The organism is Duganella paludis (genome assembly GCF_054461335.1).
On sequence record NZ_CM136922.1, the window covers coordinates 2416649 to 2439168 of the forward strand.

The following is a 22520-nucleotide window of genomic DNA, read 5'->3' on the forward strand; positions in this document are numbered from 1 at the left end:
GGTATGGAAGCGCTACCACAAACTAGTTGAAGCACCACACAATAAGACTGGAGACACCACATGCAAGCGAACAAACCTCACCAACCAAAGCTGCGGCACATCACGGCCGCAGTCGCCCTCACCCTGCTGGGCGGCGCCGCCGCCGCGCAGTCCACTGACAATGGCAAGCTCGAATCGGTCATCGTCACCGCCAACAAGCGGGCGCAGAACCTGCAGGACGTGCCGGCCTCGATCACCGTGCTGAGCGACGCCGTCCTGCAGCGCGCCAACGTGCGCGACCTGGAAGACGTGCCGGCCCTGTCGCCGGCGCTGACGTTGTCCTACGGCACCCAGCCGGGCAACTTCAGTATCAATATGCGCGGCATCGGCACCTTCTCGCTGGGCATCGGCGTGGAAGCGGATGTGGCCGTGATCGTCGACGACGTGCCGCTCGGCATGCAGGCCGGTGCCTTCAAGGATCTGGCCGACGTCGGCCGCATCGAAGTGCTGAAAGGCCCGCAAAGCACGCTGTTCGGCAAGAGCTCGATTGCCGGCGCCATCAACATCACCACCAAGCCCATCGGCGGTCCGTGGAAGACCAACGCCACCACCTACATCACCAACGACGATGAATGGCGAGTCGGCGTGAGCACCGGTGGTTCGGTTTCCGACACGCTGCGCCTGCGCGTGGCGGCCAGCAAGACCAACTTCGACGGTACGCTCAACAACCTCACCACCGGCAAGAAGCTCAATGGCAGCAAGGGAGACAACATCAGCGGCAAGCTCGAATGGCAGCCGCTCGATCAGCTGACCCTGACGCTGACGCCGCACTACAACCGCACCGAGAAGTTCTGCTGCTCGACCGCCTTCACCTCGATGTCGCCCGGCGCGCTGTACCGCAATGCGCCGCAACTGCCGCCGTCGGTGGTGCTGGCCGGCATCAACATCAATCCGGACAACCGCGACGTGCGCAACGACTACCCGACCGGCGGCAAGTTCCACGACGCCGGCACCGGCGTCAAGCTGGACTGGGCCTTCGACGAAGCTGGCGCGCTGGCCGGCCACACCCTGAGCTCGATCTCGTCCTACAGCAAGTACCACATGGACGACTACCAGGACAACGACAACACCGACGTCAACATCCTGCCCTTCCTGTTCCTGCCCAACGGCCAGCCGACCGGCATGCAGGGCGGCCTGTACCAGTACGGCTTCTTCGACGTCAAATCGACCACGCAGGAATTCCGCCTGACCTCGCCGGACCAGGGCGCCATCCGCTACGTGGCCGGCCTGTGGTACGGCAAGAATGCGCTGACCCGAGAGCTGACCAAAGCGCCGTTGATCCAGGCCTATGGCACCGCCTACGGCGCCGATGCCTGGAACATCAGCAAAGCCATCTACGGCCAGGGCTCGTGGGACTTCCGCCCCAACACCAGCCTGATCGCCGGCGCCCGCTACAACGACGAAGATACCGGCTACAACTTCCGCCGCTACACCGTGCCGCCGCAAGTCAAGGCCCTGACCGAGTTCTACACCAAGTCCGACAACGACAAGAGCAGCACCTACAAGCTGGGACTGGAGCATCGCCTGAACAAGGATGCGATGTTCTACGCCATGGCGTCTACCGGCCACAAGGGCAAGGCCTACGACCTGACCTCCGGCTTCACCTCGGCCACCGCCAAGTTGCCGGCAGTGGCGCCGGAAACCGCCCGCAGCTACGAGCTGGGCTGGAAGCAAAGCCTGTGGGACAACCGCGCCATGTTCAGCGTTGCTCTTTTCAGAACCAATTTCAGGCACTTCCAGCAATCGTCCAGCTTCTTCGACGACGATGGCACCTTCCGCACCGGCCTGAACAGCATCGGCGGCTTGCGCACGCAGGGTCTGGAAGTGGAAGGCAATGTGCGGGTCACGCGCGAGCTGCAACTGAACGGCAGCTTCGCCTACACCGAAGCCACCATCCAGGAATTTGAAAACGGCCCGTGCTACAACGTCATCAACGCGGCGGGAACGGCCGGCACGCCGGGACCGGGATGCGCGCAAAATCCGAAGTACAACAACACCTTCGTGCAAAACCTGGCGGGCAAAACCCTGCCGAACGCGCCGAAAGTGAAAGTGAACCTCGGCGGCCAATACGACCTGATGTTGCCGTCGGCCAGCTTCAACGGCTTCCTGGCCGGCTCCACGCGCTACCAGAGCCGCACCCAGTTCTCGCTGAGCCAGGACCCGAACACCATCCAGGGCGCCTACGCCATCACCAATCTGAGTTTCGGCGTGAAGGACAAGCAGGACCGCTACAAGGTCACCTTCCTGGTCAACAACCTGTTCGACAAGCGCTACGCGACCGGATTGAACAACGCCATCGCCAACGGCACCTGGAGCCCTAAGGCGCCGAACACGCCGATCGCGGTCAACACGACGGAATGGATGCCGCCGCGCGACTTCCAACGCTACTTCGGCGCCCGCCTCGACATGACGTTCTAACACTCCGGGGTCACTCCGGGGTCAGTTCTGCCAATCGCACACGAGCTCATGTACCAATGGCAGAACTGACCCCGGATTAAAGAGCATCTCCCTCGCGACCCCGCTGCAAGGTCGCACTTCCGCCCCCGTAGTCCGCTACGGGGGCTTTTTTTCATTCTGCCTTAATGAAGAGCACGTTACGCTTGAGTCAGATTGACAGATTTGGGCACCGAACATGGTAAGCTTCGACCCCGGCGCCCTCCTCGCTACCTCTTTCCCCCCAACTTCCTCGTGTAAATACTGAATTCATGGATATCGTACTCGCGCTTAAAGCCATCATCATGGGCCTGGTTGAAGGTTTCACGGAGTTCCTGCCAATTTCTTCCACCGGTCACCTGATCCTGACCGAACACCTGTTGGGCTTCCAGGGCATGGAAGACAAAATCAATGTGTTTGAGATCGTCATCCAGGCCGGCGCCATCTTTGCCGTCTGCTGGGAATACCGCGCCCGCATCGCCGCCGTGCTGGGCGGCGTGACCCACGACCGCAAGCAGCAACGCTTCGCCCTGAACATCGGCATCGCCTTCCTGCCGCTGGCCGTGCTGGGACTGGTGCTGGGCAATGTGCTGAAAGAATACCTGTTCAAGCCGGTGCCGGTGGCGCTGGCCTTCATCATCGGCGGCCTGATCATCCTGGTGGTCGAACGCCGCGCCGCCGCCAACCCGGTCGCCGTGCGCGTGCATTCGGTCGACGACATGACGCCGCTCGATGCCTTGAAAATGGGCATCGCCCAGGCCTTCGCGCTGATTCCGGGCACCAGCCGCTCGGGCGCCACCATCATCGGCGGCATGATGTTCGGCCTGTCGCGCAAGGTGGCCACCGAGTTTTCCTTCCTGCTCGGCATTCCGACCCTGCTGATCGCCTCCGCCTACTCCTTGTACAAGGCGCGCGCCCTGCTGTCGGTGGCCGACCTGCCGATGTTTACCATCGGCACCGTATCGGCCTTCATCTCGGCCTTCCTGTGCGTGCGCTGGCTGTTGCGCTATATCGCTTCGCATACTTTCACCGTTTTCGCCTGGTATCGCATCGCTTTTGGCCTGCTGGTGCTGATCACCGGTTACACTGGCGTTATCGTCTGGGCCGAATAACATCTTTTGAAAAGCAGTAGCAGTAACATGAATCATCAGGACAACAACGAACGCGCGCTCCACCTGCTGCAAACCGTCTTCGGCTATCCGGCCTTCCGCGGTCACCAGGGGGAAATTGTCGGCCATGTGGCCGGGGGCGGCGATGCGCTGGTCCTGATGCCGACCGGCGGCGGCAAGTCGCTGTGCTACCAGATTCCTGCCCTGCTGCGCGACGGCGTCGGCGTGGTCGTCTCGCCGCTGATCGCCCTGATGCAGGACCAGGTCGACGCGCTGGAGGAAGTCGGCGTGCGCGCGGCCTTCCTCAACTCCACCCAGACCTACGAGGAAGCCAGCCGCATCGAGCGCCTGGTGCGCACCGGCGAGATCGACCTGGTCTACGTCGCGCCCGAGCGGTTGATGACGGAACGCTGCCTGAACCTGTTCCAGAGTTCGAAGATCTCGCTGTTCGCCATCGACGAAGCGCACTGCGTATCGCAATGGGGCCACGACTTCCGGCCGGAATACATCAAGCTGTCGGTGCTGCACGAGCAGTTCCCGGACGTGCCGCGCATCGCGCTGACCGCCACCGCCGATCCGCAGACCCGCGCCGAAATCGTCCACCGCCTGCAGCTGGAGGACGCGGCGCAATTCGTGTCGTCCTTCGACCGCCCCAACATCCGCTACCAGATCGTCGAGAAAGCCAACGGCCGCAAGCAGCTGCTGGACTTCATCACCACCGAGCATGGCGGCGACTGCGGCATCGTCTACTGCCTGTCACGCAAGAAGGTCGAGGAGACGGCCGAATTCCTGAACGAGAACGGCGTGCGCGCGCTGGCCTACCACGCCGGCATGGACCACGCCAAGCGCGCGGCCAACCAGGCCAAGTTCCTGCGCGAAGAAAACATCGTCATGTGCGCCACCATCGCCTTCGGCATGGGCATCGACAAACCCAATGTGCGCTTCGTCTGCCACCTGGATCTGCCGAAAAGTATCGAGGGCTACTACCAGGAGACCGGCCGCGCCGGCCGCGACGGCGAGCCGTCCAGCGCCTGGATGGCCTACGGCCTGCAGGACGTGGTGTTGCAACGCCGGATGATCGACGAATCGGAAGCCGACGAAACCTTCAAGCGCGTATTGGGCAACAAGCTCGATGCAATGCTCGGCCTGTGCGAAACCCTGAGCTGCCGGCGCGTGCGCCTGCTGGAATACTTCGGCGAACAGGCCGGCCCTTGCGGCAACTGCGACACCTGTTTGATTCCGCCGGTGTCCTTCGACGGCACGGTGCCGGTGCAAAAGCTGCTGTCGACCGTGTACCGGGTCGACCAGCGCTTCGCCGCCGGCCACGTGATCGACGTGCTGCGCGGGCAGGAGACGGAGCGCATCAAAACTTGGCATCACGATTCGCTGTCGGTGTTCGGCATCGGCGCCGACCGCAGCGAACAGGAATGGCGCGCCATCATGCGCCAGGTGATCGCGCTCGGTCTCTTGAGCGTCGACCATGAACAATTCAGCTCATTGAAACTGACCGACGCCGCGCGTCCGGTGCTCAAGGGCGGACAGAAGGTGCAGCTGCGCCAGTACCAGAAGCCGGTCAAGGCGTCCAAGCCGAGCCGCGCCGCCAAGGGCTATGTGGAAAGCGACCTGTCGGGCCAGGAGCAGAAGATCTTCGACCGCCTGCGCTCCTGGCGCATGGGCACGGCGCGCGAGCACAACGTCGCCGCCTACATCATCTTCAACGACGCCACCCTGCGCGAAATCGCCAAAGCCCGCCCGACCGCGCTGGACGACCTGCGCGGCATCTCGGGAGTGGGCGAGAAAAAGCTGGCCTCCTATGGCGAGGAAATCGTCAGCTTGATCAACGAGATGGACGACTAAGCCTCATTCAACGGCAAGTGATCTCAATCACTTGCGCGCCTGCCTTGCGGCTGGGGCTATAGCTAACCGAACAGCTGCGATATCCGCTTGGCAGCTTGCGCGCCAAAGTGATCTCGCCAGCGACGCCACCGTACGAGCAAGCCAGCCACAAGCCATCGGCAAACTCGTCGCCATCAAACCGCCAAATGGCAACGGATCGATGTCTTTTCTCGGTAACCGAGTATGGCTTAAGATCCGCATGTTTTTCAGGCGGGCCATTATTGAAACCTGCCGAACTTAGTCGAAAATCACTTAGCACGCTTGGTGCCCACTTATCTAATACGAGTTCCACCTTTACTGTCGCAGCAGGAATCACGTCGGGACAGGTCAAAGGAACTACATCAGAAGCGAATACATATGCAGGTGCCATGAGCACACCTGCCATCGCCATTAGCCGAGCTTCACTGAGTTTAATTTTCATGATCAGTGCTCAATCACAAAGAAGGCATCGGCGTTATTGCTCGGATTTTTAAAACTACCATCTTTATTGGTACCCAGCGACTCCAGAAACCGCTCAGAGATTTTCGGCTTTTTTTTATCGTTCCACTGGTCCATAACATAGATGCCATTGATAGCTTGGCGCAAAAAGAAAGCCGCGTGATTTCCGTGCTTCTGGTTCGGGTAGCGGCCATGTTTGAACGTTGCGATTGCCGTTCCCTTTCGAATCATCTGATTTCCAAACACTGCCTCACCTTGGCGCCACCCACTCGCAGGCCCCGCACTGGTGTAGTGCTGAATAAGAACGACACATTGATGCGTTCCCACCTTGGGCCCGCCCTCAAGATCAACAACTTTGGAATAAATGTATGGCATGACAATCTCCTTTTGATAGCGCGAAAGCACACTATCGCCCATAGGAAACAAGGAGAATTTGATCAGTCTCAGACGCGGGGGAACTAGGCGAGCACGATGCTGCGGTAGCGGCTCGGTGAGGCGCCGAGGGCGGCGCGGAAGCGGTGGCTGAAGTGGCTCAGGTCCGCGTAGCCGCAGGCGTCGGCGATTTGCTGCAAGGGCAGCGCGCCATTCTTGAGCAGCACGCGCGCGTGTTCGATGCGGCGCGCGGCGATCCAGGCCGATGGCGTCATGCCGAACGAGGTCTTGAACATCCGCACCAGATGAAACTCCGACATGCACGCCAGCTGCGCCAGCACGCCCAGCGTGATGTTCTGCGCCAGATGCGCTTCGATGTAGTCGGCCAGCCGCCGCCGCACCACCGGCGCCAGCCCGCCGCGCACGCGCGCCTGCTGCAGCGGCGCCGATTGCGCCAGCAGCAGATGACTGAGCGCTTCGTGGGTAACCTCGTTGGCGCGCAGTTGCGCGTCCGGGCCGTCCCACGGCATCTGCGCCAGCGACGCGCATAACTGGCCGATGCGTTCATGTTCGAAGTAGGTGCGGTCGGCCAGCGTCAACTCGCGCGGTTCGCGGTCCAATTCCACCACCGCGCGCCGCGTGAAATGCTCTGGCAGGAAGTAGATGTGCATGAAGTGCATCTGCCCGCGCACCGTCCACGACGATTCGTGCCAGTCCGGCAAAGTGCATAGCCGCTTCGGCGCGCCATAGATGCCGGGCAGCTCGGAACGCTCGGTGCCGTGCCCGCCATCGAGGTAATACGACAAGGTGTGATGGCCCGGATGGTCGTAGCTGGTTTCCGCTACCGGCGTATCGCGCCGCCAGATGGCCACCGCCAGTTCGTCCCCCAGCCATGCAAAGCGCTCCAGTTCCGCCTCGGTCTCCGACATGGTCTTGAAGACGGAACGCGACAACGCCCCCTGCGGCAAGGGCTGCGCGTCAAGTGCGTTGGCGATGGCGGGACGTGGGGACATGGTGAGGAAAGTCTAGCACGGGCCGCCGCGCGCTGCCGGCGCCGCCGGCGATATGCGCAATTTCAGACAAGTCGCGGCGTCGCCCGCCCGGCATGCTGGCGGCATGAATATCTTCCTCTACCTTCTCACCGTCCTGATCTGGGGCACCACCTGGATCGCCATCACTTTTCAGCTCGGCGTGACGCCAGCGCCGGTGTCCATCGCCTACCGCTTCTGGATCGCCAGCGCGATCTTGATGGTCATCCTGCTGGTCTCGCGCAAGCCATGGTGGCCGCCGCGCCAGGCCTGGCCCTGGCTGTTCGCGCAGGGGATCGCCCTGTTCTGTCTTAACTTCCTGTGCTTTTATTACGCCAGCCAGTGGGTCACCAGCGGCCTGGAAGCGGTGGTGTTCTCCACCGCGCCGCTGTGGAACGCCATCAACGGCCGCATCTTCATGGGCCGGCCGATCAAGCCGCAGGTGATGGCGGGTGCGCTGCTCGGCCTGGGCGGCATCGTGCTGCTGTTCGCGCCGCAGATGGCGGGCCACTGGCAGGACAGCCACACCCTGCTCGGCCTCGCGCTGACGCTGGGCGGCACGCTGTGCTTCTCCTGCGGGAACCTGCTGTCGAGCCGCATGCAGTCGATGAACCTGGGCCTGACCCCGTGGCTGACTAACGCCTGGGCCATGCTGATTGGCTCCACCACGTTGGGCGTGGCGGCGCTGGCGCTGGGCATGCCGTTCGCGCTCGATCCCTCGCCGCGCTATCTCGGCGCGCTGCTGTACCTGGCGATTCCCGGATCGGTGATCGGCTTCACCGCGTATTTGATGCTGGTCGGCCGCATCGGCCCGGACCGCGCGGCCTATTCCACGGTATTGTTTCCCATCGTGGCGCTGACCATCTCGACCTTCTACGAAGGCTATCACTGGACAGCGCCGGCCCTGGCGGGCCTGGCGCTGGTATTGGCGGGCAACCTGCTGGCGTTTCTGCCGCCGCTGCGCCGCCCTACGCCGCTGAAGTCTTACTGAACCGAGATCAACTCGATGGTGAAGACCATGCCCGAATTGGCAGGGATCGAGCCCGAGCCGGTGGTGCCATAGGCCAGCTTGGACGGCATGGTGACGATGCGCTTGCCGCCTGCCTTCATGCCGGTCACGCCTTGATCGAAGCCTGCAACCACTTGACCGCCACCCAGCTTGAACGAGAAGTTGGTGGTCGAGGTAGCGTTGGTGTCGACCAGAATGCCCTTGTGGTCGGCGGCGGTGCTGCTGTACAGGTAGGCGCTGTACTTGACGTTCGCCGTCTTGCCGGTGGCAGCAACGGCGCCGGTGCCGAGAACCGTATCGACAGTGCCGAATGCCGGCGCTTCAGCCAACGCCTGCACATCGGTCAACTGGACGTCGAACACCAGGCCCGAGTTGGGCGGCACCGAGGTCGAGCCGGCAGCACCCAGCGCCAGGCTGGCCGGCAGGATCAGGGTGCGCTGCCCGCCTATCTTCATGCCGCTCACGCCCTGGCTCAGCCCTTTCAAGACGGCGTCCGAACCCAGCACGAACACATATGGCGTCGCGCCGGTCAGGTTGTTGTCGATCTTGGTGCCTTTATGATCGGCTGCGGCGGTGCTGTACAGCCAGGCCGTATAACGGATGCCCACGATATTGGTGCCGCCTGCCAGTGCGCCGGTGCCCAGCACGGTATCGGTCTGGCTAAAACCGGACGGGTTATCGGCGGGCGCGGTCGTGTTGCCGTTGGAGCTGGAACCGCCTCCGCAAGCGGTAAGGCTGGCCAAGACAACACAGGCGGCGATCAAAGACGATTTCAATTTCATGGAACAGTTATCCTTATACGGTGGCAAAATGATAAAGAGCCAGACAATACCTTATGGCAACTACAAGTGACCCGTGAATTTGTAATCGTTTGTATCATTCCCGAGAGGATCGCATGACCAGAATTGGCTGTCTCGCCGCTGTCACCCTGATGCTGTCGGCCGCCCACGCCGCCGAAAAACCGGCCGACGTGGTATACCGCAACGGCTACGTCTACACCGTGGATGCGAAGGACAGCGTGCAGCAGGCGCTGGCCGTGCGCGGCGGGCGCATCGTCTATGTCGGCGACGACGCCGGCGTGCAGGCCCACACCGGCCGCAAGACGGAAGTGATCGACCTGCAGGGCCGCATGCTGATGCCCGGCCTGGTCGACGGCCATATGCACCCGCAATCGGGCGGCAGCCGCCTGCTCAACTGCAGCCTGAATTACGAATCGCTGACGGTGGCGCAGTTCCAGTCGCGCATCCAGGCCTGCATCGACAACGACAAGCGCTCCGGCACCGATCGCTGGCTGGTGGTGGTCAACTGGTTCCAGCAAGGGATGCAGCCCGACGGCGTGGAAACCACCGCCGCCATGCTCGATGCGCTGAAAACCGCGCGCCCCATCATCGTGCGTTCGTCCTTCGGCCACTCGGCCCTGCTGAATTCCAAGGGCATCAAGCTAGCCAAGATCGAGCGCGACACCGCCGACCCGGCCGGCGGCAAGATCACCCGCGACGACAAGGGCAACGCCACCGGCTTGCTGGAAGACGCCGCCCAGGACCTGGCCATGAACCTGCTGCCGCCGCTGACAGTGGCCGAGAACCTGGCCGCATCGAAGGCGGCGCTGGCGGCCATGCGCCAGCAAGGCATCACCACCTTCCTCGATGCCTACACCGATCCGGAAACCATGACCGCCTTCACTGATCTGCAAAAGCAGGGCAAGCTGACGGCGCGCGCGCATTTCGCGGTGTTGATCGATCTGGATAAAGGCGCGACGCCGCACAGCGCGGTGGCGGAACTGCTCAAGCAGCAGAAGCAGTTCGACCAGGGACCGACCAAAGTGGCGCCGTCGATGCAGGTGCGCCACGCCAAGCTGTTCATGGACGGCGTGATCTCGGCGCCCGCCTTCACCGGCGCCATGCTGGAGCCCTACCTGGCCAACAAGGGCACGCTGGAAAAACCGGACTGGCAGCCCGGCCCGCACAACGGCCCGGCAAGCTACTTCTCGCCGGAGGCGTTGCGCACCACGCTGAATGAACTGGCGCACGCCCGCATCGATCCGCACATCCACGTCGACGGCGACCGCGCCGTGCGCGAAACGCTGGACGCGATCGAAGACCTGCGCGCCACGGCGGAAGGCAAGCGTGTGCGTGCCGCCCTGGCGCACGACGAAATCGTTGCGCTGGCCGACTACGCGCGCTTCGCCAAGCTCGATGTGACGCCAGTGCTGTCCTTCCAGTGGGCCAAGCCGGCGCCGGATACGGTGGGCGCGCTGAAGGACTTCATGGGGCCGCAGCGCTACGCCATCGTCGAGCCGCAGGCGCTGCTGCTCAACGCCGGCGCGCGCATCGCCTATGGCAGCGACTGGCCGGTCGATCCGCTCGACGAATGGTTCGCGCTGAAAGTCGGCGTGACCCGCACCGCCGCGCCGGACGCCGGCAAGGACTACGCCGGCACGCTGACCGCGCAACCGGGCCTGCCACGCGCCGCAGCGCTGCGCGCGATCACGCTCAACGCCGCCTACACGCTGCGCCAGGAAACGCAAACCGGTTCGCTGGAAGTGGGCAAGCTGGCCGACCTGATTGTCCTCGACCGCAACTTCTTCATCATACCGGCGGAGGACATCGCCAACATCAAGGTGCTGCAGACGGTGGTGGGCGGCAAAGTGGTCTATGAGTCCAAGGGCATGCGGTAAGATAGCGGCCTTCGCATACAAAGACACGCCATGACCTTCGCCATCTCCCTGTTGATCATCCTCGCCACGGCGGCGGTGGTCTACGCCATCATCAAGACCAATCCGAACCAGCCCAAGCCTTTGCCGCTGCCGAGTGGCGTGGCGTATGAGCCCAAGCTGCCGGATAGCGCGCCGGCGCTGCACTGGACCGATGGCGGTCGCTTCATGGTGGAGGTGATGAACGAGTCGCGCTATCAGCCGGCATTGAAGGCGCTGGCCGGCGAGCATGGCGATGCGGCGGCGGCCGCGTCGTATGTGGCGACGCTGCTGCCCGATGATCACAACGCCTATGAGAACGAGGCTGTTGCGGTGTTCATCGAAGGCCGCATGGTGGGCTACTTGTCGCAGAAGGCGGCCATCAAGTTCCGCGAACTGCTGCGCAAGCAGGAAGCCGTCGGCCAGCCGAGCACCTGCGACGCGCAAGTACGCGGTGGCGCGCTGTGGGAAGGCAAGCGCCTGTCGTACGTCGTGGTGCTGGACGTGGAACCGTTGGAGAAATGATGGAACGCGCCGGCCGCCGCGTAGCAGCGTGCACCGCGTGGGTCGCCCTCGCACTGGCGGCCGCCGGCGCGGCATGCGCGGCAGAACCGGCAGCGGCGCCGCTGGTCGTACACTACAACGAGCGCCCGCCGCATCACTACACGCAGCGCGGTGCGCCGGCCGGCGACGCTGTCGACAAGGTGGAGCGCGCGCTCACCGCTGTCGGCATCGCGCACACCTTCCGCAGCACGCCGGCCAAGCAGCAATTGGTGATCTTGAAAGCGAATCAGGAACCAGCGTGCATGATGAGCTGGAATGCCCTGCCGGGCCGCGAGCGCGGCGGCAAGCTGTCGGCGCCCATCTACGAAGATCGACGCCTGTGGTGCACCAAGGCGGTGCCCGACGAGTGGATGCAGCGCCTGGACCAGGCGCTGCTCAAGTAATTACTTCTTGGTGAAGACCAGATCCCACACGCCGTGGCCCAGCTTCAGGCCGCGGTTTTCAAACTTGGTCAGCGGACGATAGGCCGGCTGCGGCGCATAGCCGTCGGCCGTGTTCTGCAAGCCCTCTTCCGCGCTCAACACTTCCAGCATCTGCACCGCGTAGTCTTCCCAGTCGGTCGCCAGGTGGAGGTAGCCGCCCACTTCCAGCTTCTGCACCAGATGCTTGACGAACGGCGACTGGATCAGGCGGCGCTTGTTGTGACGCGCCTTGTGCCACGGGTCCGGGAAGTAGATATGCACGCCGTGCAGCGAACCGTCCGGGATCATATTGTTCAGCACTTCCACCGCATCGTGCTGGATCGCCTTCAGGTTGGTCAGCCCCTGCTCACCGATCAGCTTGAGCAGGCTGCCCACGCCCGGCGTATGCACTTCGACGCCGATGAAATCCTTCTCCGGCATCACGCCGGCGATGTGCGCCGTGGTGCCGCCCATGCCGAAGCCGATCTCCAGCACCACCGGCGCCTTGCGGCCAAAGGTCTGCTCGTAATCGAGCGGCGCCTTGGTGTACTCGATCAGGAACTTCGGACCCAGTTCCTCCAGCGAACGCGCCTGCGCGGTCGACAGGCGGCCGGCACGGGTGACGAAGCTGCGGATGCGGTGTTCGGTCGGGTCGTACAGCATCGGCCGCGCTGGGCCGTCTTTAGGCGTATCGGAAGACATGGTGAAGATCGGGTTATTGATTTGAGGCGGCATTATATCAGGCTTGCCCGCCCCCTTTTTCAAATCGATTGACACCCGGATTGAGTTCAGGTCTAATCGTCACTGAGGCGTGAAATCGTTTTCAAACGTAGCTATGTCCTCCATCCGCACCCGTTAATTCCTGACAAAACGATAAAAATATGACCGATTTCACGCAATTCCCGACTTCTTTTACCTGGGGCGTCGCCACCAGCGCATTTCAGATTGAAGGCGGCGCCACCGCCGACGGCAAAGGCCCATCGATCTGGGACACTTTCAGCCACACTCCCGGCAAAGTCATCGACGGCACCAATGGCGACGTCGCCTGCGACCACTACAACCGCTACCCGGAAGACGTGGCCATCATGGCCAGCCTGGGCGTGGACGCCTACCGCTTCTCGATGGCTTGGGCGCGCGTGCAGCCGCAAGGCAAGGGTGCATGGAACGAGGCCGGCTGGGACTTCTACGACCGCCTGCTGAAGGAACTGGAAGGCAAAGGCATCGCCGCCCACATCACCCTGTACCACTGGGACCTGCCGCAAGGCCTGCAGGACGAAGGCGGCTGGATGAACCGCGACACCGCCTACCACTTCGCCGAATACGCGGCGGAAGTGGCGCGCCGCTTCGGCAACCGGGTGAAAACGATTGCAACGCACAACGAGCCATGGTGCACGGCCAACCTCGGCTACGGCAACGCGCAGTTCGCGCCGGGCGTCGCCGATCTGAAGCAATCGGTCCAGGTATCGCACCACCTGGTGCTGTCGCACGGCCTGGCCATGAGCGCGATGCGCAAGGTCGGCAGCTCGGCCCAGCTAGGCATCGTGCTGAACCAGTGGACCGCCGATCCGGCCACCGACAGCGACGCCGACAAGGCCGCCGCCGCGTTTGAATACTCGCGCTCGGTTGAATGGTTCATGGACCCTATCTTCAAAGGCAAATATCCGGAACTGGCGCTCAAGGTCCACGGCGACAACGCGCCGGACGTGCAGGACGGCGACCTGGCCATCGCCCACCAGAAGATCGACTTCCTGGGTGTGAACTACTACTTCCGCGCCTTCTGCTCGACCGAAACGCCGCCGCGCCAGCCCGAGTGCAAACTGGGCAAGACCGACATGGGCTGGGAAATCTATCCGGACGGCCTGACCGAACTGCTGCTCAAGCTGCACGCCGACTACGACCTGCCGCCGATCTACATCACCGAAAACGGCATGGCCAATCCGGACACCATCGTCAACGGCGAGATCCCGGACGAGGCGCGCATCGACTTCGTCAAGCGCCACCTGAAGGCGCTGAACGACGCCCGCCTGCAAGGCGTCAACATCCAGGGCTACTTCCTGTGGAGCTTGCTGGACAACTTCGAATGGAACTCCGGCTACGCCAAGCGTTTCGGCATCGTCCACGTCGACTACGCGACCCAGAAGCGCACGCTCAAGCACAGCGCGCTGTGGTACCGTGACTACCTGGTTCAACAGCGTCCTCAGCAGAACGAGCACGCCGCCTGAGCAACGCAACTGTAGTACCGCCGCCGGCCTTCGCGCCGGCGGCATCCGTTCAAGCCGGCCGCAGAGCTGGTGCGACATTCGAATGAGAACAACGAGGACGACACCATGACCACCGCACAATCGGCCGTGCCGAAAGAACCGCAGGACCAGCCATCGCCGGGCGCCACGCCGCCTTCCCTGTTCCGCGCCATGTTCGCGCGCGGCACGCCGATGCTGTGGGTGCCGAGCGGCTACTTCGCCATGGCGCTGACCTACATGATGCTCACCAGCGTGACCTCCATCATGTTCAAGAACCTCGGCATGGACAACGGCCAGGCGGCGCAATACGCCAGCTACCTGATCCTGGCCTACACCATCAAGCCGCTGTTCGCGCCCTTCGTCGAAATGTACCGCACCAAGAAATTCTTCGTGCTGGCCGCGCAGCTGATCGTCGGCGCCGGCTTCGCCGGCGTGGCGCTGGCCATGTCGCTGCCGGACTACATGGTGATCATGGTGTTCCTGTTCGGCGTGCTGTCGCTGGTCGGCGCCACGCAGGACATCGCCTCGGACGGCGTCTACGTCACCGCGCTCGACACCAAGACCCAGTCGCTGTTCTGCGGCATCCAGAGCCTGAGCTGGAACATCGGCCCCATCGTCGCCTCGGGCGGCATGGTGTACCTGAGCGGCTGGCTGCACACACACTACTTCAAGCACGACGCCGGCACCTTCGGTCCGGAATGGATCGACTCGTGGCGCATCATCTTCTTCATCGTGGCCGGCATCACCATCCTCACCGCGCTGTGGCACATGCGCGTGATGCCGGACGGCGCCAAGGCCGAGAACGCGCCGAAGTCGGTGGCCGAAGCCTCGTTCATCCTGAAAGACTCCTTCATCACCTTCTTCCAGAAGCGCGACGTCTGGCTGATGGTCGGCTTCGCCTTCGTGTTCCGCCTGAGTATCGGCTTGCTGGAAAAGATCGGTCCGTTCTTCATGGTCGATCCGGTGGCCAAGGGCGGCCTGGGCCTGTCGAATGAAATGCTGGGCCTGATCTACGGCACCTACGGCCTGATCGCCGTGCTGCTGGGTTCGCTGCTGGGCGGGATTTTCGTCGCGCGCCGTGGCCTGCAAAAGACCTTGTTCACGCTGTGCTGCGCGGTCAACATCCCGAATGTCACCTTCCTGCTGATGAGCATCTACCAGCCGGACAACCTGCTCATCATCAGCGCCGGCGTGGCGGTCGAGAAATTCTTCTTCGGCTTCGGTTCGGTAGGCTTCATGATCTACCTGATGCAGCAGCTGGCGCCGGGCAAATACACCACCACCCACTACGCCTTCGGCACCGGCCTGATGGGCCTGTGCATGATGGTGACGGGCGTGGTCAGCGGCCACCTGCAACAGGCGCTCGGCTATGTGCACTACTTCTGCCTGGTGATGGCCGCGACCATTCCATCGTTCCTGGTCACCTGGTTCGCGCCGTTCCACAACCGCGACTAACTTCGGGGTCAGTTCTGACATTCGGACACGAACCCAGCCGTAGCGACCGCTACGGCTGGGCTCGTGTCCGAATGTCAGAACTGACCCCGAAGTTCAGGATTCTCCGGCGAGGGAGCGCAAGTCTTCCTCGCGCACGCGGCGCTCCGGCGCCAGCACGCGGGCGATCACCCTTTGGTCGAGCCCCATGTTTTGAAGCAACTCCACGGCGCCGGGCGTGCCGATGTCGCGCTGTACCTGCAGCGCCTGGCGCACGATAAAATCGTACGAGTGCCAGCCCGCAGTGTCCGACGTCTGCGGCCGCTGCCGCCTGTCGTGGTCCGGTGTCATGACGTACTCCTCATCTCCGCATTGCAAGCGCTAGCGTAACGCAATATGCGGCCTGATGCGTGTCCTGTACGTTCAGTCCTTGGCCGGGTCGTGCGACAGCACCACCTTGTAGCCGGCCGGCGCGACCGAGGTATCAAAAGGATAGCTGCCGAGATTCTGCTGGTCCAGCATGCCCAGCTTGATGAGGATGGTGTGCGGCTGCTCCTTGGTGCGTCCCTCAAGCAGGTTGACGGCGGCGTTGATCGCCACCCGCGCCTGGCTCACGCCCTTGGTGTCGGCGGCCGCGTAGATTTCCTTGCTGCGCACCAGGTGTGCGATGTCGTCGGTGAGGTCGTAGGCCACCACGCGGATCTTGTCGGCCAGGCCGGCCGCCTTGAGCGGGCCGATCGCCGCCGGCGCGCAGCCGGTACAGCCGAGCAGGTAGTCGAGCCGCTTGCCGTGCCGCGCCAGGATGCGCCCCGCCAGTTGCGACTGCAGCGCGCGTTCGCTGTCGCCGTAGCGGATGTCGAGGATGTTGACTTCGATCTTCGCCTCCTGCGCCGCGATGCGCGTGCCATCCACTTCGCCCTTGACCCAGCCGGCGCCCATCGGCCCCGGCAGCAAGGCGATGTTGATCGACGTCAGTCCGCGCTGCTGCGCATCGCGGATCGCCCAGCGCGTCGCCTCCAGCCCCATGCCGCGCAGCGAAGTGGTGACCTTCAGGTTCAAGTCTTCACTGCGGCTGTCGTTGGCCAGCTCCAGCACCGGGATGCCGGCGGCCCGCGCGCGCGCAATCGACTGGTTGTTGGCCGTCATGCTGATCGGCGAGATGACGATGGCGTCGTACTTGGCCGCGATGGCGGCGTCCATTTTGCTTATCTGGCCTTGCAGGTCGTCGTAGCCGGTGGCCGGCAGGATGTCGGCCACCACGCCCAGCCGGCGCGCCTCGCTGATGACGCCATAGGCGCAGCCGCTCCAGTAGGGATCTTTCATATGCGGGAACAGGAAGGCGATGCGCCAGCGCTTGCTCGCCGGCGCGGCCGGCCCATACTGGCCCGGCACCACGCGGCCGCTGGCCAGCGCATCGTCCGCCGTGCCGTTGGCCTGCACCGGCGGGAAGATCGACATCACCGGTATCGGCGCGAATTTCGCGTGATGCTCCGCTTGGGCCGGCGCGCAGACGCAGCACAGCGCCAGGCACGCGGCGGCCAGCACGGATGAAATCGGAGCGCGCGTGCTCATGGCGAGGCCCGCAGACTGTCGCTGCACGCGGACGCTGGCCGGGACGGCAGTTCTCCCAACGGCACCAGCACGCCGTTGCGCGCGCCCAGCCGCGCCAGCTCGCCGGAGCGTACCATCTCGTTGAACAGCGCGTTGTAGCGGTTGCGCACGGCGCTGAACTTCGGATCGCGCGGGAACGCCATATAGCCGTCCAGCTGCGTAATGTCGGGACAGAGCACGGCCAGCGTCTCGTTCAGGCGCAGGCTGTCGACCAGCCCGGTGCTGTTGCGCTCGTTGCTGGCCAGCAGATCGACACGGCCGAGCGCCAGCATCTGCAAGCCGTTTTCCAGTTGCGGCACTTCGCTGACGTCGAGCGCCGGACGCGCCCGGTCGAATTGCGCGCCGTAGTGCCAGCCGCGCACGGTGGCGATGCGGCGGCTCTTCAGCGCGGCCAGGTCGCCGCGCCACGGCATGTCGGCATCGCGGCGCACGTAGAACACCATGCGGTCGCGATAGAAGGCATGGTCGAAAAAGGAAAAGCGCTGAAGACGCTCGGGCGATTTATAGGGACCGATCAGGATGTCGGCCTGCGAGCGCTCGACCATGGCCTGGGCGCGCGGCCACGGATACTGGCGGAACAGGATGGTGTCGCCGGCGCGTTCGGCCAGCAGGCGCAGCACGTCCACGCCCAGCCCCTGCAACTGGCCATCGGCGCCCTGCTCGAACACCCGGCTGAAGGTCGCACCCACCGCCACCCGCTGCGCCGCATGGCCGGCCTGCGGCAAGCCCGCAGCACACGTCATCAACAAGGCCAGCAGGAGAGAGGGTGGCTTTCGCATAGTGCCTTCATACTAGCATGGGCTACCGCAAATATCGATGCAGGAAAGCAACGCTGGCATCCACCGTAGGCTGGAGCCACGGGTCGAACAGCCAGAACGCGTGCGGCGTGTCGGGCAAGATCAGTTTTTCGCTGGCCACGCCGGCCTGCGCCATCTGCGCCATCATCTCGTCGCGCCCGGCCGAGAAACGCGGCTGGCCGCTGCCGACGAACAGGATGGGCGGCATGCCGGCGCGCACATAGCGGATCGGCGAGGCGGCCCGCCACAGCGCGCCTTGCTCGGCATAACGGCCGCCGAACCAGGCCCCGGCCGACGATGGATTTTTCTTCGGATCGTCCTCGTATTTAAGCGCCAGTTCGCTGGTGAAGTCGGACAAGCCGTCGATGTTGATGATGGCCTTGACCTCGCCGGCGTCGGCGGTGACGCCGGCCAGGCTGGCGATCTGACCGCCGGCCGAACCGCCGGCCAGCGCCACGCGCTGCGGGTCGATGTGCAGCTCGTCCGCATGCGCGCGCACCCAGCGCACGGCGGCCTGCACGTCCTGCACTGCGGCCGGATAGCGCGCCTCGCCGGACAGGCGGTAGCTGACCGTCACCGCCGCGTAGCCGTGCCGCGCCAAGCGCAGCGCCATCGGTACGAATTCCGAGCGGTAGCCGGACTTCCAGCCGCCGCCGTGCACGAACACCACCACCGGCAGCCGCTCGCCCGCCGGCAGATAGGCGTCCAGCTTCAGGCAGCGCGCGCCGTACTGCGCATACACCTGGTCGCCGATCTTGCGCACGCCGGCCGGCAGCGGGTCGGCGGCGATGCGGATGTCGGGATAGTCGCGCACCAGCTTGTCGTAAGTGCGCGCGGCGTCGAAGGTGTTGGACGGATCGGGCGGCGGTTCCACGCACGCCGGCGTGGCGGTTAGCGCGGCGGCCAACACGGTACTCAGGAGGGGCATCAAAACCTCGGCAAAATTCTCACCGGGCGAGTATGGCATAAAAAAAACCCCTCGGCCGGGTAGGCGCAAGGGGTTCAAAACCACAGACAACACTGGACTACATGAAAAACTGTTTGCTTATATTACCGTCTTCGACATGAGGCAACGATCGCCGAGGGGGAGAGGGCAATGTCACCATTTTTTAGTAGAAAACGATTTCATAGCATGCGAAAACGATTTCATCCATCTGAAAACGTTTTATGTATTTGTGAAATCGTTTTCATAGTACATAACTCTGGGTGCCGGTGTCAATTTAAAAATTTTCGCAACGTTGCTTCAACGGCGGGCTCTCCGGCCTGCTAGTCGCTTTGCAGAGGTGGCGCCGCCATGAAAACGTTATCAAGACACGCACTACGAAATGCCCTCTCGCCGAACACAAATAGTTGTACACAACACGATCCATATGTGGGTGCACGAACATACCGTCCGGGGCCGACATAGCAAGATGACTCACACCTAAACAAGGAGTCATCATGCAAACACAAAATGTACACACCAGCTATCCAGGAGGACCTGCAACCGGCGTCAGCGCCGTTGCGGCCGACGGCGACGGCTACCAATCCGGCGTCTCATGGGGCGCCATCGTGGCCGGCGCGGCGGCGGCCGCCGCGCTGTCCTTCATCCTGCTGATACTCGGCATGGGCCTCGGCCTGTCGTCGGTATCGCCGTATGAATACCACGACAAACCACTGGGAACCGCCAGCGTGGCGTGGATCGCCTTCATGCAGTTGGCCGCCTCCGGTGTCGGCGGCTACATGGCGGGCCGCCTGCGCGTGAAGTGGGCCAGCATCCATGGCGACGAAGTGTACTTCCGCGATACCGCGCACGGCCTGCTGACCTGGGCAGTGGCGACGCTGGTGACCGTGGCCGTGCTGGCCGGCGGCGCGCGCGCTGTACTGAGCGGCGCCATCGACAGCGGCGCCGCCGTGGCCACCGCTGCTGCTCCGGTTGCAGCCGGCGCGGCCTCCGCCGCCGGCGCCAACATGGGCAATCGCGGCAACACCTACTTTGCCGACATGGTGCTGCGCTCGCCGAACAGCGAAGCCGCCACCGAAACGCAACGCAGCGAAATCAACCGCATCCTGCTGACCGATCTGGCCGCAGGCAAAATCAGCGGCGAGAACCGCATCTACCTGGCGCAAGTGATCGCCAAGCGCACTGGCATGACGCAAGCCGAAGCCGAACAGCGCGTGGACCTGATCTACGCACAAGCCACCCAGGCCGCTGCTGAAGCCAAGGCCAAAGCCACCGCCGCTGCGGAACAAGCCCGCAAGGCCGCCGCCCACTCGGCGCTGTGGATGTTCGTGGCCCTGCTGCTGGGCGCCTTCATCGCCGCCATCAGCGCCATCGCAGGTGGCCGCAACCGCGATCACGCCCGCGTGCTGGTTAGCCAGCGCATCATTTAATACAACAAGGAGAACACCATGCGCTCGATACTACTCTGGATGCTCGGCATTCCTATCCCTATCATCATCCTGATCGCCATCCTGACTTAAAGGCGGCCAACCTCGATCACCGCTTTGGCAAAGGCGTCGGGCGCTTCCTGTGGCAGGTTGTGCCCGATGCCGCCGGTGATCAGCTGGTGCTTGTACTTGCCGGTGAAGCGCTTGGCATAAGCGGCCGGCTCCGGATGCGGTGCGCCATTGGCGTCGCCCTCCATGGTAATCGTCGGCACGCTGATGTTGGGGAAGGTCGCCAGCTTCGCTTCCAGTGCTTGATACTTCGCCTCTCCCTGCTCCAGGCCCAGACGCCAGCGGTAGTTGGACACCGTGACGGCGGCATGGTCCGGATTCTCCAGCGACACCGCGCTGCGCGCATACGTCGCATCGTCAAAATTCCATTGCGGCGACGCCAGCTTCCAGATCAATTTTGCGAAATCGCGGTGATTCTTTTCATAGCCGATGCGGCCACGCTCGGTGGCGAAGTAGAACTGATACCACCACTGCAGTTCCGCCGCCGGCGGCAAGGGCTGCTTGCCCGCCTCCTGGCTGCCGATCAAATAACCGCTGACGGACACCAGTCCCGTGACGCGCTGCGGCCATAGGGCCGCCACGATATTCGCGGTGCGCGCACCCCAGTCATAGCCGGCCAGCGTGGCCTTCTCGATCTTCAGCGCATCCATCAGCGCGATGACATCGGCCGCCAATGCGGCCGGCTCGCCGTTGCGCGGCGTTTGCGGATCGAGGAAGCGCGTGCTGCCATAACCGCGCAGGTGCGGCACGATCACGCGGTAGCCCTGCGCGGTCAGCCTCGGCACGACGTCGACATAGCTGTTGATGTCGTACGGCCAGCCGTGCAGCAGAATCACCACCGGGCCGTTGGCCGGGCCCTGCTCCACATAACCGACGTTTAAATCGCCGGCATTGACCTGCTTGATGTCGGTGAACGATTGCGCGTGGCTTGCGCCGGCGGCGCCGAACAAGGCGGCCAAGGTCAATGCGGTGGCTGCGGCCAGTTTGCGTTGGGTGGTGTTCATGCTTGCTCCTCTTTCTTCGGTTAGATCAGATTGATTTCGACGTCGATGTTGCCGCGCGTGAGTTTCGAGTAAGGACAGGTCTGATGCGCGCCATCGACGATGGCTTGGGCGGTTGCGCGGTCCAGGCCCGGCAGGCTGACGTTCAAGCGCGCCTGCAGGAAATAGCCGCTGTCATTGTTGACCAGGTCCACTTCAGCGTCGACTGCCGTTTGGGCAGGCAGCGCCACCTTCAACTGGGCGGCGGCCTTGCCCATGGCGCCGATGAAGCAGGCCGACCAGCCGGCGGCGAACAGCTGCTCCGGATTGGTGCCGGCGCCGGTGCTGCCGGGCGGGGACAACTGGATGTCCAGACGGCCATCGCTGCTGCGGGCGGCGCCTTCGCGGCCGCCGGTGGTGTGGGTTTTGCCGGTGTACAGAACTTTGCTCATGGTGAACTCCTGGTGGTTGATTTAAATCGCATTCGATTGAAGCGTATGCGTTGCATATTATCAGCAATTCTGGCTGTGTCAAGCAATTCCGATTAAATCGGATCCGATATATAATTGGCGGCATCAACCAAGGAGGTGCACCATGAGCAAACCGACCACGCCGCAGCTGGCGGACTACCTGTGCTTTGCGATCTACTCAGCCAACTTGGCGTTCGGCAAGGCGTACAAGCCGATCCTGGACAAGCTGGGGCTGACGTACACGCAGTACATCGCCATCATTGCGCTATGGGAAGAAGACAACCAGACCGTGAGCGGGCTGGGAGAGAAGCTGTTCCTGGAATCGAACACGCTGACGCCGATCCTGAAAAAGCTGGAAGCGATGGGCTACGTCCACCGCGCACGCGACGCGGCCGACGAGCGCCAGGTCCGCGTCGGCCTGACGCCAGCCGGCCGCGCCCTGCGCGAAAGCGCCCTCAACATGAGCCTGCGCGATTCGACCGGCCTGACACCGGAAGAATTCCCGGTGCTGCAAAAAGCCGTCGTCAAACTGCGCAACAACCTGGTAAAGGCCGCGCCGGGCAAAGGCTAG

At 63.4% G+C, this 22520-nt stretch carries 22 protein-coding genes; 11 read left to right on the plus strand and 11 right to left on the minus strand.

The genetic code is table 11. The features are described from left to right. The first annotated feature begins 60 nt into the window (after positions 1-60). From ACXZ1M_RS10900 to recQ, 3 genes are all read left to right on the plus strand, one after another. Positions 61-2457: a TonB-dependent receptor gene (locus tag ACXZ1M_RS10900; protein ID WP_459053181.1), complete on the plus strand. Its 2397-nt coding sequence runs from the start codon at positions 61-63 to the stop codon at positions 2455-2457. Between the two features lie 287 nt (positions 2458-2744). Next, positions 2745-3584 carry an undecaprenyl-diphosphate phosphatase gene (locus ACXZ1M_RS10905; RefSeq protein WP_459053182.1) on the plus strand — a complete coding sequence of 280 codons (840 nt, stop codon included), beginning with the start codon at positions 2745-2747 and terminating at the stop codon, positions 3582-3584. A gap of 27 nt (positions 3585-3611) precedes the next feature. Beyond that, positions 3612-5438 carry a DNA helicase RecQ gene (recQ, locus tag ACXZ1M_RS10910; RefSeq protein WP_459053183.1) on the plus strand — a complete coding sequence of 609 codons (1827 nt, stop codon included), beginning with the start codon at positions 3612-3614 and terminating at the stop codon, positions 5436-5438. Positions 5439-5445: 7 nt separating this feature from the next. On the opposite strand, the gene ACXZ1M_RS10915 is transcribed toward recQ, so the two are convergent. From ACXZ1M_RS10915 to ACXZ1M_RS10925, 3 genes are all read right to left on the minus strand, one after another. Further along, positions 5446-5898 (minus strand): STY0301 family protein, encoded by a 453-nt coding sequence (locus tag ACXZ1M_RS10915; RefSeq protein WP_459053184.1) that lies wholly within the window; start codon positions 5896-5898, stop codon positions 5446-5448. Between the two features lie 2 nt (positions 5899-5900). Further along, positions 5901-6290: a BPSL0067 family protein gene (locus ACXZ1M_RS10920; RefSeq protein ID WP_459053185.1), complete on the minus strand. Its 390-nt coding sequence runs from the start codon at positions 6288-6290 to the stop codon at positions 5901-5903. Between the two features lie 83 nt (positions 6291-6373). Further along, the gene (locus ACXZ1M_RS10925; protein ID WP_459053186.1) at positions 6374-7300 is read right to left on the minus strand and encodes an AraC family transcriptional regulator; all 927 of its coding nucleotides are present in this window, start codon (positions 7298-7300) and stop codon (positions 6374-6376) included. A 103-nt stretch (positions 7301-7403) separates the two neighbouring features. On the opposite strand from ACXZ1M_RS10925, the gene ACXZ1M_RS10930 reads away from it, so the two are divergent. Then, positions 7404-8306, plus strand: a complete 903-nt coding sequence (locus tag ACXZ1M_RS10930; protein WP_459053187.1) for a DMT family transporter — start codon at positions 7404-7406, stop codon at positions 8304-8306. Here ACXZ1M_RS10930 and ACXZ1M_RS10935 read toward each other — a convergent pair. Further along, on the minus strand, positions 8300-9106 hold the full coding sequence (locus tag ACXZ1M_RS10935; RefSeq protein WP_459053188.1) for an FKBP-type peptidyl-prolyl cis-trans isomerase: 807 nt from the start codon (positions 9104-9106) through the stop codon (positions 8300-8302). The genes ACXZ1M_RS10930 and ACXZ1M_RS10935 overlap by 7 nt on opposite strands. Positions 9107-9219: 113 nt before the next feature. Here ACXZ1M_RS10935 and ACXZ1M_RS10940 point away from each other — a divergent pair, with 113 nt between their 5' ends. Genes ACXZ1M_RS10940 through ACXZ1M_RS10950 form a run of 3 tightly spaced genes read left to right on the plus strand, consistent with a single transcriptional unit; the run spans position 9220 to position 11963 of the window. Beyond that, positions 9220-11001, plus strand: coding sequence for an amidohydrolase (locus ACXZ1M_RS10940; RefSeq protein WP_459053189.1), 1782 nt, complete (start codon positions 9220-9222; stop codon positions 10999-11001). 30 nt (positions 11002-11031) lie between these two features. Continuing rightward, positions 11032-11541, plus strand: coding sequence for a hypothetical protein (locus tag ACXZ1M_RS10945; RefSeq protein ID WP_459053190.1), 510 nt, complete (start codon positions 11032-11034; stop codon positions 11539-11541). Beyond that, positions 11538-11963, plus strand: a complete 426-nt coding sequence (locus ACXZ1M_RS10950) for a hypothetical protein (protein ID WP_459053191.1) — start codon at positions 11538-11540, stop codon at positions 11961-11963. Before ACXZ1M_RS10945 ends, ACXZ1M_RS10950 begins: the two co-directional genes overlap by 4 nt. On the opposite strand, the gene trmB is transcribed toward ACXZ1M_RS10950, so the two are convergent. Beyond that, on the minus strand, positions 11964-12644 hold the full coding sequence (gene trmB, locus ACXZ1M_RS10955; protein ID WP_459053998.1) for a tRNA (guanosine(46)-N7)-methyltransferase TrmB: 681 nt from the start codon (positions 12642-12644) through the stop codon (positions 11964-11966). 218 nt (positions 12645-12862) lie between these two features. On the opposite strand from trmB, the gene ACXZ1M_RS10960 reads away from it, so the two are divergent. Together ACXZ1M_RS10960 and ACXZ1M_RS10965 are read left to right on the plus strand one after the other, a co-directional pair. Further along, positions 12863-14203, plus strand: coding sequence for a GH1 family beta-glucosidase (locus tag ACXZ1M_RS10960; protein WP_459053192.1), 1341 nt, complete (start codon positions 12863-12865; stop codon positions 14201-14203). A gap of 105 nt (positions 14204-14308) precedes the next feature. Beyond that, positions 14309-15676, plus strand: a complete 1368-nt coding sequence (locus ACXZ1M_RS10965; RefSeq protein ID WP_459053193.1) for an MFS transporter — start codon at positions 14309-14311, stop codon at positions 15674-15676. Between the two features lie 93 nt (positions 15677-15769). On the opposite strand, the gene ACXZ1M_RS10970 is transcribed toward ACXZ1M_RS10965, so the two are convergent. From ACXZ1M_RS10970 to ACXZ1M_RS10985, 4 genes are read right to left on the minus strand one after another with little or no spacing between them, the layout of a single operon-like run. Then, positions 15770-16030 (minus strand): hypothetical protein, encoded by a 261-nt coding sequence (locus tag ACXZ1M_RS10970; RefSeq protein WP_373989267.1) that lies wholly within the window; start codon positions 16028-16030, stop codon positions 15770-15772. A gap of 45 nt (positions 16031-16075) precedes the next feature. Continuing rightward, a complete protein-coding gene (gene torT / locus ACXZ1M_RS10975) occupies positions 16076-17224 on the minus strand; it encodes a TMAO reductase system periplasmic protein TorT (RefSeq protein ID WP_459053194.1) in 1149 nt (382 codons plus the stop codon). Further along, a complete protein-coding gene (locus tag ACXZ1M_RS10980) occupies positions 17221-18042 on the minus strand; it encodes a substrate-binding periplasmic protein (protein WP_459053195.1) in 822 nt (273 codons plus the stop codon). The genes torT and ACXZ1M_RS10980 overlap by 4 nt, the downstream gene beginning before the upstream one ends. A 22-nt stretch (positions 18043-18064) precedes the next feature. After that, positions 18065-18988 (minus strand): alpha/beta fold hydrolase, encoded by a 924-nt coding sequence (locus ACXZ1M_RS10985; protein ID WP_459053196.1) that lies wholly within the window; start codon positions 18986-18988, stop codon positions 18065-18067. 512 nt (positions 18989-19500) lie between these two features. Between ACXZ1M_RS10985 and ACXZ1M_RS10990 the strand changes: the two genes are divergently transcribed. After that, a complete protein-coding gene (locus ACXZ1M_RS10990; RefSeq protein WP_459053197.1) occupies positions 19501-20433 on the plus strand; it encodes a hypothetical protein in 933 nt (310 codons plus the stop codon). 86 nt (positions 20434-20519) lie between these two features. Here ACXZ1M_RS10990 and ACXZ1M_RS10995 read toward each other — a convergent pair whose 3' ends face one another. Both ACXZ1M_RS10995 and ACXZ1M_RS11000 read right to left on the minus strand, forming a co-directional pair. Further along, positions 20520-21503: an alpha/beta fold hydrolase gene (locus ACXZ1M_RS10995; protein WP_459053198.1), complete on the minus strand. Its 984-nt coding sequence runs from the start codon at positions 21501-21503 to the stop codon at positions 20520-20522. 20 nt (positions 21504-21523) lie between these two features. Further along, positions 21524-21931, minus strand: coding sequence for an organic hydroperoxide resistance protein (locus ACXZ1M_RS11000; protein WP_459053199.1), 408 nt, complete (start codon positions 21929-21931; stop codon positions 21524-21526). Between the two features lie 142 nt (positions 21932-22073). On the opposite strand from ACXZ1M_RS11000, the gene ACXZ1M_RS11005 reads away from it, so the two are divergent. Further along, positions 22074-22520 (plus strand): MarR family winged helix-turn-helix transcriptional regulator, encoded by a 447-nt coding sequence (locus ACXZ1M_RS11005; protein ID WP_459053200.1) that lies wholly within the window; start codon positions 22074-22076, stop codon positions 22518-22520.

What these genes read in the sequence shown, in the direction of transcription:
- ACXZ1M_RS10905 (WP_459053182.1), top strand. Translation starts at nt 2,745, where the DNA reads ATGGATATCGTACTCGCGCTTAAAGCCATCATCATGGGCCTGGTTGAA.
- ACXZ1M_RS10965 (WP_459053193.1), top strand. Translation starts at nt 14,309, where the DNA reads ATGACCACCGCACAATCGGCCGTGCCGAAAGAACCGCAGGACCAGCCA.
- ACXZ1M_RS10900 (WP_459053181.1), top strand. Translation starts at nt 61, where the DNA reads ATGCAAGCGAACAAACCTCACCAACCAAAGCTGCGGCACATCACGGCC.
- recQ (WP_459053183.1), top strand. Translation starts at nt 3,612, where the DNA reads ATGAATCATCAGGACAACAACGAACGCGCGCTCCACCTGCTGCAAACC.
- trmB (WP_459053998.1), bottom strand. Translation starts at nt 12,644, where the DNA reads ATGCTGTACGACCCGACCGAACACCGCATCCGCAGCTTCGTCACCCGT.
- ACXZ1M_RS10915 (WP_459053184.1), bottom strand. Translation starts at nt 5,898, where the DNA reads ATGAAAATTAAACTCAGTGAAGCTCGGCTAATGGCGATGGCAGGTGTG.
- ACXZ1M_RS11000 (WP_459053199.1), bottom strand. Translation starts at nt 21,931, where the DNA reads ATGAGCAAAGTTCTGTACACCGGCAAAACCCACACCACCGGCGGCCGC.
- ACXZ1M_RS10920 (WP_459053185.1), bottom strand. Translation starts at nt 6,290, where the DNA reads ATGCCATACATTTATTCCAAAGTTGTTGATCTTGAGGGCGGGCCCAAG.
- ACXZ1M_RS10925 (WP_459053186.1), bottom strand. Translation starts at nt 7,300, where the DNA reads ATGTCCCCACGTCCCGCCATCGCCAACGCACTTGACGCGCAGCCCTTG.
- torT (WP_459053194.1), bottom strand. Translation starts at nt 17,224, where the DNA reads ATGAGCACGCGCGCTCCGATTTCATCCGTGCTGGCCGCCGCGTGCCTG.
- ACXZ1M_RS10945 (WP_459053190.1), top strand. Translation starts at nt 11,032, where the DNA reads ATGACCTTCGCCATCTCCCTGTTGATCATCCTCGCCACGGCGGCGGTG.
- ACXZ1M_RS10960 (WP_459053192.1), top strand. Translation starts at nt 12,863, where the DNA reads ATGACCGATTTCACGCAATTCCCGACTTCTTTTACCTGGGGCGTCGCC.
- ACXZ1M_RS10990 (WP_459053197.1), top strand. Translation starts at nt 19,501, where the DNA reads ATGCAAACACAAAATGTACACACCAGCTATCCAGGAGGACCTGCAACC.
- ACXZ1M_RS10980 (WP_459053195.1), bottom strand. Translation starts at nt 18,042, where the DNA reads ATGCGAAAGCCACCCTCTCTCCTGCTGGCCTTGTTGATGACGTGTGCT.
- ACXZ1M_RS10985 (WP_459053196.1), bottom strand. Translation starts at nt 18,988, where the DNA reads ATGCCCCTCCTGAGTACCGTGTTGGCCGCCGCGCTAACCGCCACGCCG.
- ACXZ1M_RS10950 (WP_459053191.1), top strand. Translation starts at nt 11,538, where the DNA reads ATGATGGAACGCGCCGGCCGCCGCGTAGCAGCGTGCACCGCGTGGGTC.
- ACXZ1M_RS10930 (WP_459053187.1), top strand. Translation starts at nt 7,404, where the DNA reads ATGAATATCTTCCTCTACCTTCTCACCGTCCTGATCTGGGGCACCACC.
- ACXZ1M_RS11005 (WP_459053200.1), top strand. Translation starts at nt 22,074, where the DNA reads ATGAGCAAACCGACCACGCCGCAGCTGGCGGACTACCTGTGCTTTGCG.
- ACXZ1M_RS10940 (WP_459053189.1), top strand. Translation starts at nt 9,220, where the DNA reads ATGACCAGAATTGGCTGTCTCGCCGCTGTCACCCTGATGCTGTCGGCC.
- ACXZ1M_RS10995 (WP_459053198.1), bottom strand. Translation starts at nt 21,503, where the DNA reads ATGAACACCACCCAACGCAAACTGGCCGCAGCCACCGCATTGACCTTG.
- ACXZ1M_RS10935 (WP_459053188.1), bottom strand. Translation starts at nt 9,106, where the DNA reads ATGAAATTGAAATCGTCTTTGATCGCCGCCTGTGTTGTCTTGGCCAGC.